The sequence below is a fragment of the Eubacterium sp. AF34-35BH genome, from assembly GCF_003477765.1.
Lineage (GTDB): Bacteria > Bacillota > Clostridia > Lachnospirales > Lachnospiraceae > Eubacterium_G.
In genome coordinates this window covers 12,593-26,791 of record NZ_QUDZ01000015.1, presented here as the reverse complement: position 1 = coordinate 26,791, position 14,199 = coordinate 12,593, and the positions used below count along the sequence as shown (strand labels likewise).

Here is a 14,199-nt window from a genome sequence, read left to right as displayed (position 1 = left end):
ATGGAATATGGAGAGCCATATGTTTCAGGTGAGAATATTGCAATGGGTGCAACTAATTATAAAGACGCAATGAAACAGTGGAAGAACAGTCCGGGACATTACAATAATTTAAAAAGTACCAGTCATAAAAGTGGAGCAATAGCATGTTACGAATCAGGTAACGGCACATATTGGGGAGCATTGTTTTCAGACATTAATGTAGACAAAATACTCAATGAAATAAGTAAATAAAATAGTTAGAACGTCTTATTAAGTTAAGGCGTTCTTTTTTTGCGCAATAAACCACCATACAGAAATCGTGCTTGCACGAATTTCTATAAGGTGGTCAATGGACATCGAGACGATAGTCGAGATTACCAATTGATTGCATGCAGACGAAATTTTTAGGAGGAAATGTGAAAATGAAATTAAAGAGAATTATAGCAGGATTATTGGCAATGGTAATGTTACTTACAGCCACATTGCCAACAAGTAATGTAAAAGCAGCATCAGGAACAGCATCTTTGGATTCTTTAGGAAAGCTTGGAACAGTCAACGTGGGTTCAAAAAGTGAAAGTGGCATATGGTTACAGACACTTGTAAATGAAAAGCCGGTTTTTTGTATGGATTTGGGATTGGCATGTCATACCGGATATACCTATATTTAAAAGACAAAGACAATTAGCAGTGACAGTTCAAATAAGAAAGATGCTTTGGAAGCTAAAATTGGATATTGGTATGCCATAAGCAAGAATAAAAGTAATAAGGCTTGGGTATATGCACAGTTTGTTTTTTTGGGAAAAGCAAGTGAAATAGGATACGAGCAAGGTAAAAAGTCATATAAACAGACTGAAAAAAATGATTTACAGGAATTCGAATATATGACAGATGAAGTATTCGAAGGAATTAAAGTTACATCTAATGATGGCGAGTGTGGATGGATAGAGCATAATCTTATAACAAATTATCGTATTGATGCAAATTATTTATTAAATAAAATAGATAAAAAGAAATTAGAAGAGTTGTACAAAGAAGTAATCCCATTAGCAGAAGTGTGTTCTGTTGTGAATGAGAGTGTTTCGGTAAGAGCAAATACTATATATAACTATTTAAAAGTTCTGGATATTTCACCACAAACAGGAAGTATAACTAATGTGAGAAAAGTGAGTGGTAAGGAAATAGGAGATTCATTTCACTTATTTTATGGAGGAGATATTTTGTTTACAAGGATTAATCCGAGAATAAATAGAGTAGCAATTGCACCACCTGTAAAACCTTTTGGTATAATGTCAAAGGAAATATACAGAATATTATACAAGAAGAACAAGTACATATCTGAAGAAAACAGGTATGTAATTTGCGCGATACTTCAAAATGAATGGGTTATTAAACAGATTATCAGATTATCTACAGGTTCGTCATCATCAAGAGCAAGAGTCCAGGTTGAGGATTTGCTAAATGATGTCTATATTCCTGTATTAGATGAAAAAGTTCAGAAAGAAATAAGTGATTCAACATATTCTGTTTCAAAAAAATTGTGGAATTTATCTCAAAAGATATTAAAGTCTTATGTTAAAAACCAAAAAATTTTGGGTGGAGATGTGGATAAAGATCAATTAAGAGGAATTTAGTATGAATTAATGGAAATTAAAATAACCACTAAATATTTGTATAATACAGATATTTAGTGGTTTTATTAATATCTACACCAAAGAGAAGATTGTGTTTATTTTAATTTACCATTTTTATCACATGTTAAAGTAAGTTCTTTACTTAAATCGCCACCACCTTTTTGATGCATAGTGACTTTTGCATGGGCGGTATTTTTTGATTTTGTAGCTGATTTGGATTTAACAGACCAGTTAGAATCTAAATTACTAATAGAACATGATGCTTTAGTACAACTGGATGAAGAACCGTTGTAACTAAAAGTTCCGGATAAATGTACTGTCCACAACAATTTGTTTGATGATGTATAGTAAGAAATTTTTTTTGTTGCAGTTTTAGATTTGGATGCTGAATATGATGCTATGTTATTTGAGTCGTTTGTAACTATTTCCACAACAATGTAACCATCATCATAAAAATCTGTGGTCTCACTGTAAACAGAAGAGTTGTCAATAACGTTTGCAAAAGTGTTAGTGTAATACAATACACTGCATAGCATCATAGAGAATAAAATAAATAATTTTTTCATAAGTCCCTCCTAATTATTATCGTTTGTTTCCTAAGATTCTTCAATTTTCTCAATGGTGTAGGATGGTAAATCTTTGTTTAGATTTTGATAGTAATGAATAAAAGAAAAAACGCATATTAAACCAACTACGATGGCAATAATAATGATGTGCTTTTTCAATTTTTGCTGTTTTTTAATTTCATCGGAACTAAGAGATTCATAAAATGACTCTGAAACATCTTCTGGAGTTCCAAAATTCTCAACTAAATCCTTATAAGTAGTATTAGGATGTTCAGATATATAACTGTCAATATTAATTTCTAAATCGTTTAATAGAGTTCTCTTATATTTAGATGAGATTTTTAATTGTTTTTTGATATTTTTAATATATGCTTTTTGAATATTGTTATTCAATGTTGTTTTCATCTTTTGCTCCTTTTGAAAATTCTAAAATTTTTGTAATGCATTCATTAACAGCATAATATTCCTTAATTAGTTCGTTAAGATATTCTAATCCCTGATCTTCAAGATGATAATATATTCTTTTTAGACGTTTACCAACTTGTTTTTGATATGATGAAATCATATGCTTGTCTTCTAGTTTATAAAGAGTGGGATAAAGAGAACCTTCAGGAATCTTTATATATCCACCGCCACGCTCTATTACCAATTGTGTCATTTCATACCCATATAAATCTTTTTCTGAAAGAAAATTTAATATAAGCATTTCAACGTACCCCTTTTTAAAGTTATCTCGAATATTCATACAAGTGCTCCTAATTAAAATGTGTATTACAATTATAATACATATATAATTTAATGTAAATATAGTAAAAATGTAAATACATAAGTATATAAAGTAATGGTTGATACAGGCATTGTCATGTGCTATGATGATATTGACATATAATATAAAAATTGTCTAAATATATTTTATTAATATTAAACAAGAGAGGGGGAAAATTATGAAGAAAATACTAACATTTTTACTAGCAATAACAGTTTTGTTTTCAAGTGTGGATGTATCTAGTATTAATATTTACGCTGCAGATGGAACAGTTAAAATTTTTTTAGGAGATAGTACGACACCCAGACATCATAAAGCGATAGCGGAAGGCAGCAGAAGTGAAGAACTTTCGTTTGAATTAAAAGACGGAAAAGTGAAGAAGAGTGCTTATTCCAGTGATAATCCATCTTCTTTTAAAATTGTTGAAGAGAATGGAAAGAATTATATTAGTGGTGTAAGTGAAGGGGTAGGTTATGTCACATTAAGTATTGAAACGACAACTGGGAAAAAATATAAAGAAAGACTTTTTATATCTGTTTATAAGGGTACGGAATCATACGTGGGCATATTTAACTCAAAAGCTACAATTTATCGAGGAGCATCAGTAAATGCTGACGTTGAAAATAATGATAATAAAGGAGAGTGTAAAAAGGGTACAACGGTTAATGTTGTAGCATTATGTAATGATTTTTATTTGATTCGAACAATGGATGGAACTAAATTTGAGGATGACAAAGATACAGGGTTTGTTGAGAAAAAATACATTGATGTTCAAGCAACAGAAATTGAAGTTGAAGAAGAGTATGTGTTGAATTTAGGAGATAGTATTTGTTTGAATGCAAAAGTATTACCGAATTTCGCAACTAACAAGAGATTATACTATTCTTCTGATAATAATCGTATTGTTACTGTGGATCAAAATGGCAACCTTAAGACAAAAAAAGTTGGTCAAGCCAATGTAACCATATACACCGCAAAGCATGAATTAACTAAGAAATGTCAAATTATTGTTAAAGATAAAAGTGAATATAGCTGGGATGAACAGAGTTTTGCAAACAAAAAAAGTAGTTCTTTTAAAGTTAATGCTAATTGGATTAGAAACAAAAAGATTAAAGTAAAATGGAACAAACAGGAAGCTGCAAAACAATATATTATCATGCGAAAAGAGAGCATGTCAAAAAAGTTCAAGAAAGTAAAAACTTTATCATTTAATCAAAATAAATTTATTGATAATAAGGTCAAAAATAATAAAAAATATTGGTATAAAGTGATTTGCAAAAGAAAAGGAATGTCTAATATACAAAGCAAAATAGTCAAAGCTAAGAAAAAAAGAAAAGTAGTTTTGAATGCTACAGCACAAAAAACAAAGAGTATTAAATTATCATGGAAAAAATTAAAAAACGCAAAAAAAATAACTATACTTAGGAAAAAAGAAGGAGATAAATATAAGAAAATTAAAACATTATCAGGAATAAAAACATCTTATATAGATAAAAGTATTAAATACTTTACTAAATATGATTATAGACTAAAGATTGTATGGAAAGACAACAAGACAACATTTAGTAATGAGGTTGGGTGTAAAAGCAAATATAATATTGATAAACGAAAAAATATAGATTATTTTAAGAAAAATTATCCTTTTGTTTGTTTAGACGAAAGTGTTAATATTAATGAATATTCAGTGTTTAATGAATATTATTCACCTATAAAATATAGATTTACAGGTGATACTTTGGAAATACATATTTACTATGAATTTGTAACATATGATAAAAAGAACAACAGGGCTAAAGCTTCCCGAACATTAGGATATGGCAATAAGACATATATTGATATGATAAAAGCCGGAATAAAAAAATGGTATTCTATTGATGTTGCTAATGATAAGAATGAATTTGTGGGAATAAATTATACTGTTAAACCTATAATTCATGATAAAGATTTTGGTAGCTATAATGATAATCAACATTTTTATGAGGTCCAAGTTGCAGGTGAGCATATCGATGGCGGAAAAATAGGTGATTATTGGTATTATACAGGAACAGGTGATTATAAATATACAACATTTATTTATATGACAGATATAAGAGATGCATTGAAACAAGGAGAATATTTGGGTGAAACCATAAAAGAGAGACAGGACCGTTATATGTATATAATTGCCCATGAGATGGGACATGCACTTGGATTGGATGACGGTTATCCAGATGACGGTCATGACAGATTTGCAGATAATGATGAGACAGGCATTTTTTACAAAAAATATAAAAAGGGAACAAGGTATGATAATATTATGGTTGAAATAACTGAAAATGAATATTTGTTACCAAATGATATAGAAATGATGCTTTATGCTTATAGTTTGTCTCAGGGAAGACCATGGAGAAATTTACAATCCTATAAAACAAATCCCAAATTAGGTACTGTTTTTTCTGATGTTATAAAGAATAGAAATGATTATTATGTGGAGGAAAAGAAATGAAAAAAATGATAATAATTTCGCTTACACTTGTATTAGTTATAGCGATGAAAATAGATAATGTAAATGCAAAAACAACAGAAATAGGTACCCCTAAAAACTTGATTGTATGGTGTAAAGATTCGCATACATTGAAATTGAAATGGAGCAAGGTAGATAATGCTACAGGGTATAAAATATATCGTTACCAAAAAAGTAAAAAGAAGTATAAAGTTATAAAAACACTCGGAGCAAAAAAGTGTAAATTCACAGACAAAAATCTAAAAATACATAAAATTTATAAGTACAAAATAGTAGCTTTTAGAAAGAAAAAAAATAGGAAAAAATACGGTGAAAAAACATATTATGTATCTGCTAGAACGTATGGTGAAAAAGCAAGGATTGTAAATGTAGCAAAAGGTAAAAGTGTAAAAATTTACAAACAAAATAAAGAAAAAGAGATAGGAATTTGTTCAACAGATCAATTGTATGTTAATCTCGTTGAAGATGCTAGAAGCAATTCGTTAAAAACAAGACTTGTATCTGATAAGATTAGATGGTCAAGCGATAATCCGGAAGTGCTAAAAGTTAATAAAAAAGGAAAAATAATATCAGGAACAAAAAGTGGAAGTGTAACAATTTCAGCGAGGGCTCATAATGGTGTTATTGGTAAAATCGAAATTAATGTAGTTAATTATGCCAGACCGGAAAAGTTTTCTTTATATCATGGTGGGATTAAAGAAATAAACAGCTTGTTGACAGATTATAAAAAAGAAATATGTGATATAGCAGAATTTTTTACTATTAGTAATGATGAAGATAAATATGGGGACATAACGGTAAATAGTAATGGTGAAATAATTGGAATTCCAGATATCAAAAATATTTCTACAATCAAAGATGCTATAAAAAAACTAATAGAAGAATATCCATATCCTATAGATATATACTTCGAAAAGGGATGCGTAATATTTACTGTTGGTGATAATGTAACAGTTGAATATGATGCTAATAAATCATTTGATGACAATGCATATAAAATAACTAATCATTGGATTGCTACAAAAACAAAATAATGGAAAAGTTATATATAAGTATATTGTAGTATAGTGATAACAGTAAACAGGAGGAAGATTAAAGAAAAGGTTGGGAACCCGCGTCCCAATCTTTTCTTTTTTTACACTCATCGAATAATTTAAACCACAATATGGTTTATTATCCTAAATCCCATCCATGTTAGAATTCGACATCGATACACCGCAATAGTAAAATATAACCATAAAGTTTGAGAGCAACAAGCCTTAAAACTTTAAATCAAAAATAAATAAATGCCTTATTGAAAACAGTAGTTTGATAACTGACTGTTTTTCAATAAGGCATTTTTTATTGCAAAAATGGAGGTGTCTTATGAAAAGTGAAAGCATTTTAGTTGTTCCACCATAAGAGTGAAACAGAGCAAAAATTAAAATTAAGGATTTTTTAGGAGGACGAACATGAATTTAAATTACGAAGAATTTAAGGAAAAAATTAAGGATGATATTAAAGATTATATGGACGAAAAGTACAAGGATTGTGGAGTTGTAATCAGAAAGGTTAATAAAACCAACCGTGAAGTTGATGGATTGAATTTCTATGACATTCCGGGGTTAAAAAATGCCACACCAACTATATATGTAAATAATCTTTATGAAGAATATGAGAGAACAGGAAAATATGAAGAGGTCATAAGAATTGCAGCTGAAACAATGGAAAGAGGAATCAAGTCATTTAATGATGAAATCCAGGCAGAGCTTTTGGATACATCAATACTTAAAGATAACGTGTTTTTTACTTTAATAAATGCCGAGCAGAACAAAGAGTTATTAAAGACGGTTCCCCATAGGGAGTTTGAGGACCTTGCAATTGTGTATAGATGGAATCTTGGAAATGATTCTTTGGGAACATATACAAATCTTGTTGACAATGATTTGGCAAAGAAGGAAGGTCTTACGGAAAATGATTTGTACAATGCGGCAAACAAAAACACAAAGGAATTATTCCCTGTATTAGTTAAGAATATGAATGAAGTCATTAGCGAAATCATATTTGGTGACAGTGAACTTAGTGGAGAAATGGAGGAAGAATTCAAAGAAGTAATGATGGAAACTCAGGATGAACGTTCAATGTACGTTATAACAAACGAAAGTAAATTGTATGGAGCAGCTTCAATTTTGTATGAAGAGCCACTACACGAATTGGCAGAAAAGTTTGGAAGTGATTTATATATTTTACCTTCAAGTGTACATGAAGTTATTGCTGTGTCGGCAGATATGGGTTCCCCTGATGACCTTGCAGAAATGGTTTATGAAATCAATATGGAGCAGGTAGACATTGATGACAGACTTTCAAATCAGGTGTATTGCTACGACAAAGATTTAAGGACACTAAGACTTGCAACAGACACGATAAACAAGAGTCTTGATGATGTTGACCGTGGGGCAATATCAAACCTGGAAAGAGAGGGAAGATAGTTGTGGAAGACTTTAAAAAGAAATTAGCAGAGAGAATAAAAAATGAAGTTGCCAACTATGGCGAAATTGAGGTTAACGATAATAGCATAGTTGTCTATTCTCATTTTGATGATGGTGCAAAAATCAATCAGATATTATCAAAAAACGATTTATATGTTAGCAGAATAGAACAAGACTCTCAAAATCTTGAAAAATATTTTATTGAAAGGATAGGTGAATAAAATTATGACACATCTTATACATTTTGAATATAGAAAATTGTTACACATGAAATCATTTTATATATGTGCTATTGTTATGACAATTTCTCTTTTAGTTGCCATAGCAACCATAAATTACTATGAGAAAAATGCGGTAAAGGCTCAAGAAAGCACAACAGGAAATGTTACTGTTGAGGTTGGTGTCAATCCAAGTTTGAAGAATGAAAATTTTAATATGAATGATTTTATTAATGGTGCTGCTAATGGTGTTAGTATAACAATTTTTCTTGCGGTGGTTGTTTCGCTTTTTACATGTATGGATTATTCAAATGGAGCAATAAAAAATGTTATATCTAAAGGATATAGGAGATCTCGTGTATGGCTATCTAAATTTATCGTAACAATGTCCATTAGTATTCTGTACAGTGTTTTTGTTATGGCAGTTGGTGGAATTATTGCAGGTATTTTTTATGGCTTTGATACAAAACTGACCAATGATTCAATATTACAATTAGCAGTGCAGACGCTGGTTATTTGTGCCTTTAGTTCGGGATTTTTCTTGCTTGGAATGATATGCAAAAAATCGGGAGGAGCAATAGCATTAGCTATTATTATACTTAATATAATACCTTTGATATCAGGACTAGCAGATGCTGTTATAAACAGTGAAAAGATTAAAATAGTTAATTACACCTTAACCGGATGCTTAGAATCATTATCAGAAACGGGTGTGGCATCGGATATAGTGACAAGAAGTGCTATATGTGCAGTTGTTTATTTAGTTATATTTACAGCATTGTCTTTTGTGGTTACAAATAATGTGGAAGTATAACTGATTCTGGGATAATTGAAATTTTTGATTTTAAAGTTGTCAAAAAAGCACAAGAAAAAAGAGGATGTCTTTTTCAGTAGATCCATTGCTGATAGGAAAGAGAAATTTTATAAAGAGAATGAAAAAAGAAAATGTAATAATATACGATGCTGAAGGAAAGATAATAAATTAGAAATTCCTGTACAGCAAAATAATGAATTTTTATTAAAAGGAGAAAAATAAAACATGAAACAAAGATTTTTTAAATTACTTATGATTACAACATTAAGTGTAGCAGTGCTTGTTGGATGTGGTGGCAAGAACAATGATGAATCAAACAAATCAACGGAAACAACTCAAAAAAAAGAGACTACTGAAGTTTCTTCAACAGCTATAGAGACTACTGAGGTTTCTCAAAATAGTCAGGAGAGTAATACAAGTGAAAAATCAAAAGAAAAGACAGATGCATCTACTCAAGACAGTTCTGATTTTACAAATGTTACTGTTAATGGAATACAAATTAAATTACCGGCAACAAAGGAATCATTTGAAAAACTAGGTTGGATATGGAGTGAGAAGTATGCAAATAGTGATTTATCAAGTGGATATATAACAACTGGTGGAAGAATTGGAACTTATCCGGGCGGGGTTGTTGTTTCAGTAGTAAATGATTCTTCTAAAACAAAGAAAATCCAAGATTGCACAATTTATGCGGCTACCTTTTATAATCCTAAAACCGATTCTGAAAAAGTTTCATTTATTGGAGGATTAACATACAATAGCACAGTAAAAGATGTTAAAGGGAAAATGAAGTCATTAGGATATAAAAATCCTAAAATTAGTAAGGAAGAAAAATCAATATATCTTAAATATTATAAAGATGATTCTTATGATAATTATAGAGATTATATTGAATTTTATTTTTATAAAAACAGTATAAAGAGTGTGTCAATTTCAACAGGTTATTAAAGAAATAAAACAAATAATAAATACCTTATTAAGATTCTGCTTTTTTAGTATGAGTTTTGATAAGGTATTTTTTATATGAAATCAAAGTTTATATAAATAATGCCATATAATAAACAAAGATATATAAACACCTAAGTAAATAAAGTAATTATTGACAAAGGTAATTGCAAGTGATATTGTTAACTTAAATAAAAGATTGATTTTTAATGAAAGGAGTGAAAGGTGATATGTGATGAAAAAAATAGAGATGTAAACCTATAAAGATGAAAGAGAGGAATGAAACATGAGAAAAAAGGTTATGGGGATACTGTTTTGCATGATTATGGTATTTGAAATTGTAGCAGGAAATAAAGGTTTAATTGACGTACAGGCGGCTAATGTTAAGCATAAAAGTACAACAAAAGATTATCAATTTGCAGTACCTGAAGGTGGTTGGTCTACTATTAGGGTATATGTGAATTACACAGAAAATTATACACCAAAGGCGGATTCAATGAATAAATACTATCGTAGAGAAATATATTATGCATATAAAACATCGTATGCAACAACTAGACCGTCTTTTAGATTATTAAATAACATATCTTATAAAGATAAAAATGACAAGGTATTGCATACTTTCAAAAAATGGACTACATGTGATGCAATGTCGGATGGAACATGGGAATATTTTACAGCAATTAGAAATGGAAAAAACTTCACATATAAAAATACAACAACTAACAAAATGGTAATTAATTTTCAAGCAAGTTGCAGTGGTGGAATTCCACTCATTCATAGTGGAAGTTTAACTATGAGACTAAATACTAAATAGGATAGGAGGAGAGCATTATGAAAAAAGGATTAGTAATGGTAGCAGTATTATCAATGGGAATAGTTGTAGGAGTTCCTCTAGTAAGTTATGGAATGCAAAAAGAAAAGAAAATTGAGCAGTGGGGCAGCGTGCTTGCTACTAACTATGAGAAAGAGAAAAAAAGTGACAATGGTGTAGCAGAGTATAAATTAGCATTAGAAGGTCAATATTCTCAAAATACAGAGGCCTTAGAGAATGTATATGAAGCAGGGGAAGACATTCTGATAACTAAGGATGAAGTTGAACAGGCTCAAGATTATTATGAAATTATAGGAGACACAAAAAAAGATGCAAAGCAGAAAGCTATAGATCATGTAGAAGAACAAAATGCATTATATGTAGAAGCAATAAAGAATGGGTTTGATGTAACTGACGATGAAGTAAAAGCATATATAGAAGAATTAAAAAAGAATATCAATAATTCTGATAATAAAGATGAAGTAATGGAAATAGTAAATAAGTTTGATTCAGAAGAGGATTATTGGAATTATGAGTTTGAGGTTTACAAAAAACTCTTACCAGTGCAGAAATATGTAAAATCTTTGGAGAAAAAATATGTAAGTAAGCATACAAAACAAAACGGAAATTCAGATGTTTTGGAAAAATGGGACAAAGAGTTTGAAAAAATCAAAAATAAACTTGTTGATGAGCAGAATTATGAACGTGTTAAAAGTGACAATGATATAGATAAAGAGTTTGTTAAATAAAACAAGTATTTTGTTACGAGATAAAAATAAACAATTATATGGAGCAAAAAAACATATATATTTTTGGTTCATATACTAAAATTTTAACCATAGTAGAATTCGACAACATATTTTATTTTTGATAAAATTATAGAGTCAAAGGAATTGATCAATAACTAAAGACAACAAAATAAATGCCTTATTAAAATTCTAGGTTTAATACCATGAGTTTTAATAGGGCATTTTTTATTACATAATTTTAAAAGAAAGAGAGGAGCGAATCAGTGAAATATATAGGTGGAAAGCACGAATTTAGAGAAATTAATTATCTTTTTAACGTTTTGGAAAGGGAATGGGAACGTTCTGGAAGAACAGTGACTAACCGAAAGATGAATCAGGATGCATTAAGCATGTTTTCGGAATATTATGTTCGAAAGATAAAAGAATATGAAAGAGAACAGCAAAAAATTGAAACTAAAACATTTCAGGAAATATTAAGGAAAATAAAAGAAATGAGTATTCTTTTAAGAATAACCAAAAAGATTTGTAGTAAATCAAAAACTACGAATGGAAATGATTATCTTATTATTGAACTTGATAAGGAAGAAAGAAATTGTTTGGAAAATATTATAGGAAGTGAGGAATAGCAGATGAATTATAAGATAAAAGTATACAAGACAAAAAATAATGAATGGAGTACCAAGGCATATGCCTCAGTTACATTTAATGATTGTTTTGTTGTAACAGGAATAACAGTTAGAGAAGGGAAAAACAATACTCTGTTTGTAGCAATGCCAAGTTATAAAAGTAGCAGGATGGATGAAAATGGTAAGCCTATATACAAGGATTTTTGTAATCCTACAACGAAGGAATTTAGGGATGAACTTTACGGAAACATAATTGATACTTACATGAATGATAAGAAAGAACATGAAGTAAAAGGGAAAGATGGCAAGTTTGAATTTGGAATTGCCCTAAAAATTTTCGGAGGGGAAAACATAGAAGCTTTGGGATGCATTTATTTTGAAAAATGTTTTGTTATAAATAATGTGAAAGTGATTCCAAGCGAAAAAGGTTCATTTGTGGCAATGCCGTCACAGCTTGTAAGCAAGGAAAATGGTGAAAAAGAATATGAAGATGTTTGTTTTCCAATAACAAAGGAATTTAGAACTGAATTGTATGATGCAATTTTAAAGGAAAATGATGTTATAAAGCAGAAACAGCAGGAAGAATTTCAGAAGATTGATGAAATGGACAAAGATAGCTTGCCATTTAGGTAGGAGGAACTTATGGACAAAAATATATGTGTAATTTTTAGAAAAGATGGATTGTCAGACGATGACGTAAGAATGGAAATAATGAAGAGTATTGCGTGTATTCCAAAGCAGGAACTAAGCAATGTACATATTTGCATTGACAGCTCGAAAGAAGACAATGAAGGTATTAGACGTGAATGGTTAAAACAGTTTATAAAGGAAAACTTATTTACAACAAGTACGATCTATACCAATTCATTAGTAAGTGTTGCGTGTGACGTGACAGAAATAAACATTTTTATAGCATTGATGCATTTGTTTGGAATAAAGATTTGTCTGGAAAATGAAGAGGCAAGAATATTACCTGATCCGTTATATGTAGGTGAAATTCAGAAAATAGTAAAGAGTAAGTTTAAGGAACATCCAATGTGTATAGCAAAGGCTAATGCAGAGGAAAAAGCATTTGTGGTAAATGTTGTGTTAGACATTATAGACAATCTTTGGTTAGGTTACAGAAAGACAGTACAGTAAAATGAAAATGTTTTTATACTTTACAAATGAAAGAGGAAGTTATATAATGACACTACAGCAGGAATCGAACACACATTCGAATAAAAGCTGGACTTCTATCCGGAATGAAGTAAGAGAAATGAAAACTTAAGCAGAAGGGAGATGAACCAGGTGTCTACAGAAGATTTGAGCAAAAGACAGTTACAGATATATGACAGCATTGTAGCTCATGTACAGGAATACGGTTTTGCATCCACCGTCAGAGAGTTGTGCAAATTAACAGGTTTAGCTTCCACATCATCTATAGTTGGGCATTTAAAGGCTTTAGAAACAAAGGGATACATAAAAAGATATCCTACACATCCTAGAGCAATTACAATATTACAGTAGATGTGTGAGATGGAAATTACCGAAGTATAAGATCAGCTGAATAACAGGTCATGTGCGTAAAGCTAAACAGGCGCAGATGATGGTTACATAAGGCTTACAAGGAATAGTTTCCCATCCTTTGTGAGTACAAAAATTTAATGATTAAATATTTGTATAACAAGGAGAAACACAATTGAACAGAATAGATACTAATGGAAAGAATACATTTAATGTAGTAGATGAAGCCTACATTATTGAGAGTAATCGCAGTGTAAGAAAAGTTACAATCATAAAGATAAGCAGAGATTTCTGTACAGTAAGATTTGCTGATACAGATGGAGCAATAGCAGTAAGAGTAAGCAGACTGTATGGTACCCGCAAGATGGCAGAGGAATCACTGCCAAAGAAACTAACAGTTGCAGTCAGACAGGAAGGACCTCGTCCTCCACATAACGTATGGATGTAGTGGAGGTGATTTGGTGATAGAGTTTGAATATGACAAAACAGGGGTCGGCATACGACTAGAGATGCTTAGGAAAAAGGCTAACAGTTCCAGAGAAAAGGCAGCGGAAGACTTAGACATATCAAAGGATTCCTTATATGCCTACGAAAAAGGGAAAAGCATTATGAGC

Annotated in this window: 19 protein-coding genes; 16 read left to right on the top strand and 3 right to left on the bottom strand. The window is 30.4% G+C overall.

Annotation, left to right across the window (positions count from 1 at the left end; all coding sequences use genetic code 11):
• The 3 genes from DWZ69_RS11875 to DWZ69_RS11865 form a co-directional block, all read left to right on the top strand.
• Nucleotides 1-231 (top strand): CAP domain-containing protein (locus DWZ69_RS11875; RefSeq protein ID WP_118437206.1); only part of this gene is annotated, 231 nt, incomplete at its 5' end.
• 170 nt (nucleotides 232-401) lie between these two features.
• A complete protein-coding gene (locus DWZ69_RS11870; protein ID WP_118437204.1) occupies nucleotides 402-647 on the top strand; it encodes a hypothetical protein in 246 nt (81 codons plus the stop codon).
• Between the two features lie 45 nt (nucleotides 648-692).
• Entirely contained in the window at nucleotides 693-1,610 is a 918-nt protein-coding gene (locus DWZ69_RS11865; RefSeq protein ID WP_118437202.1) for a hypothetical protein, read from the top strand.
• 95 nt (nucleotides 1,611-1,705) lie between these two features.
• Here the strand turns inward: DWZ69_RS11865 and DWZ69_RS11860 are convergent, their stop codons facing one another.
• From DWZ69_RS11860 to DWZ69_RS11850, 3 genes are read right to left on the bottom strand one after another with little or no spacing between them, the layout of a single operon-like run.
• Nucleotides 1,706-2,176 (bottom strand): hypothetical protein, encoded by a 471-nt coding sequence (locus tag DWZ69_RS11860; protein WP_117908579.1) that lies wholly within the window; start codon nucleotides 2,174-2,176, stop codon nucleotides 1,706-1,708.
• 30 nt (nucleotides 2,177-2,206) lie between these two features.
• Nucleotides 2,207-2,581, bottom strand: a complete 375-nt coding sequence (locus DWZ69_RS11855; protein ID WP_118437200.1) for a DUF6120 family protein — start codon at nucleotides 2,579-2,581, stop codon at nucleotides 2,207-2,209.
• A complete protein-coding gene (locus tag DWZ69_RS11850) occupies nucleotides 2,562-2,921 on the bottom strand; it encodes a PadR family transcriptional regulator (protein ID WP_118437198.1) in 360 nt (119 codons plus the stop codon). Before DWZ69_RS11850 ends, DWZ69_RS11855 begins: the two co-directional genes overlap by 20 nt.
• A 199-nt stretch (nucleotides 2,922-3,120) precedes the next feature.
• Here DWZ69_RS11850 and DWZ69_RS11845 point away from each other — a divergent pair, with 199 nt between their 5' ends.
• The 13 genes from DWZ69_RS11845 (at nucleotide 3,121) to DWZ69_RS11785 (ending at nucleotide 14,033) form a co-directional block, all read left to right on the top strand.
• Nucleotides 3,121-5,427 carry an Ig-like domain-containing protein gene (locus tag DWZ69_RS11845; RefSeq protein WP_118437196.1) on the top strand — a complete coding sequence of 769 codons (2,307 nt, stop codon included), beginning with the start codon at nucleotides 3,121-3,123 and terminating at the stop codon, nucleotides 5,425-5,427.
• Nucleotides 5,424-6,479, top strand: coding sequence for a fibronectin type III domain-containing protein (locus DWZ69_RS11840; RefSeq protein ID WP_118437194.1), 1,056 nt, complete (start codon nucleotides 5,424-5,426; stop codon nucleotides 6,477-6,479). Before DWZ69_RS11845 ends, DWZ69_RS11840 begins: the two co-directional genes overlap by 4 nt.
• Before the next feature lie 417 nt (nucleotides 6,480-6,896).
• The gene (locus DWZ69_RS11835) at nucleotides 6,897-7,913 is read left to right on the top strand and encodes a DUF5688 family protein (protein ID WP_118437192.1); all 1,017 of its coding nucleotides are present in this window, start codon (nucleotides 6,897-6,899) and stop codon (nucleotides 7,911-7,913) included.
• A gap of 2 nt (nucleotides 7,914-7,915) precedes the next feature.
• Nucleotides 7,916-8,134, top strand: coding sequence for a hypothetical protein (locus DWZ69_RS11830; protein ID WP_118437190.1), 219 nt, complete (start codon nucleotides 7,916-7,918; stop codon nucleotides 8,132-8,134).
• Nucleotides 8,135-8,138: 4 nt separating this feature from the next.
• Entirely contained in the window at nucleotides 8,139-8,945 is an 807-nt protein-coding gene (locus DWZ69_RS11825) for an ABC transporter permease (protein WP_118437188.1), read from the top strand.
• Nucleotides 8,946-9,170: 225 nt separating this feature from the next.
• On the top strand, nucleotides 9,171-9,893 hold the full coding sequence (locus DWZ69_RS11820) for a hypothetical protein (RefSeq protein WP_118437186.1): 723 nt from the start codon (nucleotides 9,171-9,173) through the stop codon (nucleotides 9,891-9,893).
• Between the two features lie 283 nt (nucleotides 9,894-10,176).
• On the top strand, nucleotides 10,177-10,707 hold the full coding sequence (locus DWZ69_RS11815; protein WP_118437184.1) for a hypothetical protein: 531 nt from the start codon (nucleotides 10,177-10,179) through the stop codon (nucleotides 10,705-10,707).
• A 17-nt stretch (nucleotides 10,708-10,724) separates the two neighbouring features.
• Nucleotides 10,725-11,453: a hypothetical protein gene (locus tag DWZ69_RS11810; RefSeq protein WP_118437182.1), complete on the top strand. Its 729-nt coding sequence runs from the start codon at nucleotides 10,725-10,727 to the stop codon at nucleotides 11,451-11,453.
• A 263-nt stretch (nucleotides 11,454-11,716) separates the two neighbouring features.
• Nucleotides 11,717-12,079, top strand: coding sequence for a hypothetical protein (locus tag DWZ69_RS11805; protein ID WP_118437180.1), 363 nt, complete (start codon nucleotides 11,717-11,719; stop codon nucleotides 12,077-12,079).
• 3 nt (nucleotides 12,080-12,082) lie between these two features.
• Complete coding sequence (locus DWZ69_RS11800) at nucleotides 12,083-12,712, top strand: SpoVG family protein (protein ID WP_118437178.1); 630 nt, start codon at nucleotides 12,083-12,085, stop codon at nucleotides 12,710-12,712.
• A gap of 9 nt (nucleotides 12,713-12,721) precedes the next feature.
• Nucleotides 12,722-13,219 carry a hypothetical protein gene (locus tag DWZ69_RS11795; RefSeq protein ID WP_118437176.1) on the top strand — a complete coding sequence of 166 codons (498 nt, stop codon included), beginning with the start codon at nucleotides 12,722-12,724 and terminating at the stop codon, nucleotides 13,217-13,219.
• Between the two features lie 141 nt (nucleotides 13,220-13,360).
• The gene (locus DWZ69_RS11790) at nucleotides 13,361-13,588 is read left to right on the top strand and encodes a LexA repressor (RefSeq protein ID WP_118437175.1); all 228 of its coding nucleotides are present in this window, start codon (nucleotides 13,361-13,363) and stop codon (nucleotides 13,586-13,588) included.
• Between the two features lie 172 nt (nucleotides 13,589-13,760).
• On the top strand, nucleotides 13,761-14,033 hold the full coding sequence (locus tag DWZ69_RS11785; protein ID WP_118437173.1) for a hypothetical protein: 273 nt from the start codon (nucleotides 13,761-13,763) through the stop codon (nucleotides 14,031-14,033).
• Nucleotides 14,034-14,199: the final 166 nt, after the last annotated feature.

What these genes read in the sequence shown, in the direction of transcription:
- DWZ69_RS11850 (WP_118437198.1), bottom strand. Translation starts at nt 2,921, where the DNA reads ATGAATATTCGAGATAACTTTAAAAAGGGGTACGTTGAAATGCTTATA.
- DWZ69_RS11815 (WP_118437184.1), top strand. Translation starts at nt 10,177, where the DNA reads ATGAGAAAAAAGGTTATGGGGATACTGTTTTGCATGATTATGGTATTT.
- DWZ69_RS11825 (WP_118437188.1), top strand. Translation starts at nt 8,139, where the DNA reads ATGACACATCTTATACATTTTGAATATAGAAAATTGTTACACATGAAA.
- DWZ69_RS11860 (WP_117908579.1), bottom strand. Translation starts at nt 2,176, where the DNA reads ATGAAAAAATTATTTATTTTATTCTCTATGATGCTATGCAGTGTATTG.
- DWZ69_RS11800 (WP_118437178.1), top strand. Translation starts at nt 12,083, where the DNA reads ATGAATTATAAGATAAAAGTATACAAGACAAAAAATAATGAATGGAGT.
- DWZ69_RS11845 (WP_118437196.1), top strand. Translation starts at nt 3,121, where the DNA reads ATGAAGAAAATACTAACATTTTTACTAGCAATAACAGTTTTGTTTTCA.
- DWZ69_RS11790 (WP_118437175.1), top strand. Translation starts at nt 13,361, where the DNA reads ATGAACCAGGTGTCTACAGAAGATTTGAGCAAAAGACAGTTACAGATA.
- DWZ69_RS11840 (WP_118437194.1), top strand. Translation starts at nt 5,424, where the DNA reads ATGAAAAAAATGATAATAATTTCGCTTACACTTGTATTAGTTATAGCG.
- DWZ69_RS11795 (WP_118437176.1), top strand. Translation starts at nt 12,722, where the DNA reads ATGGACAAAAATATATGTGTAATTTTTAGAAAAGATGGATTGTCAGAC.
- DWZ69_RS11835 (WP_118437192.1), top strand. Translation starts at nt 6,897, where the DNA reads ATGAATTTAAATTACGAAGAATTTAAGGAAAAAATTAAGGATGATATT.
- DWZ69_RS11855 (WP_118437200.1), bottom strand. Translation starts at nt 2,581, where the DNA reads ATGAAAACAACATTGAATAACAATATTCAAAAAGCATATATTAAAAAT.
- DWZ69_RS11810 (WP_118437182.1), top strand. Translation starts at nt 10,725, where the DNA reads ATGAAAAAAGGATTAGTAATGGTAGCAGTATTATCAATGGGAATAGTT.
- DWZ69_RS11820 (WP_118437186.1), top strand. Translation starts at nt 9,171, where the DNA reads ATGAAACAAAGATTTTTTAAATTACTTATGATTACAACATTAAGTGTA.
- DWZ69_RS11870 (WP_118437204.1), top strand. Translation starts at nt 402, where the DNA reads ATGAAATTAAAGAGAATTATAGCAGGATTATTGGCAATGGTAATGTTA.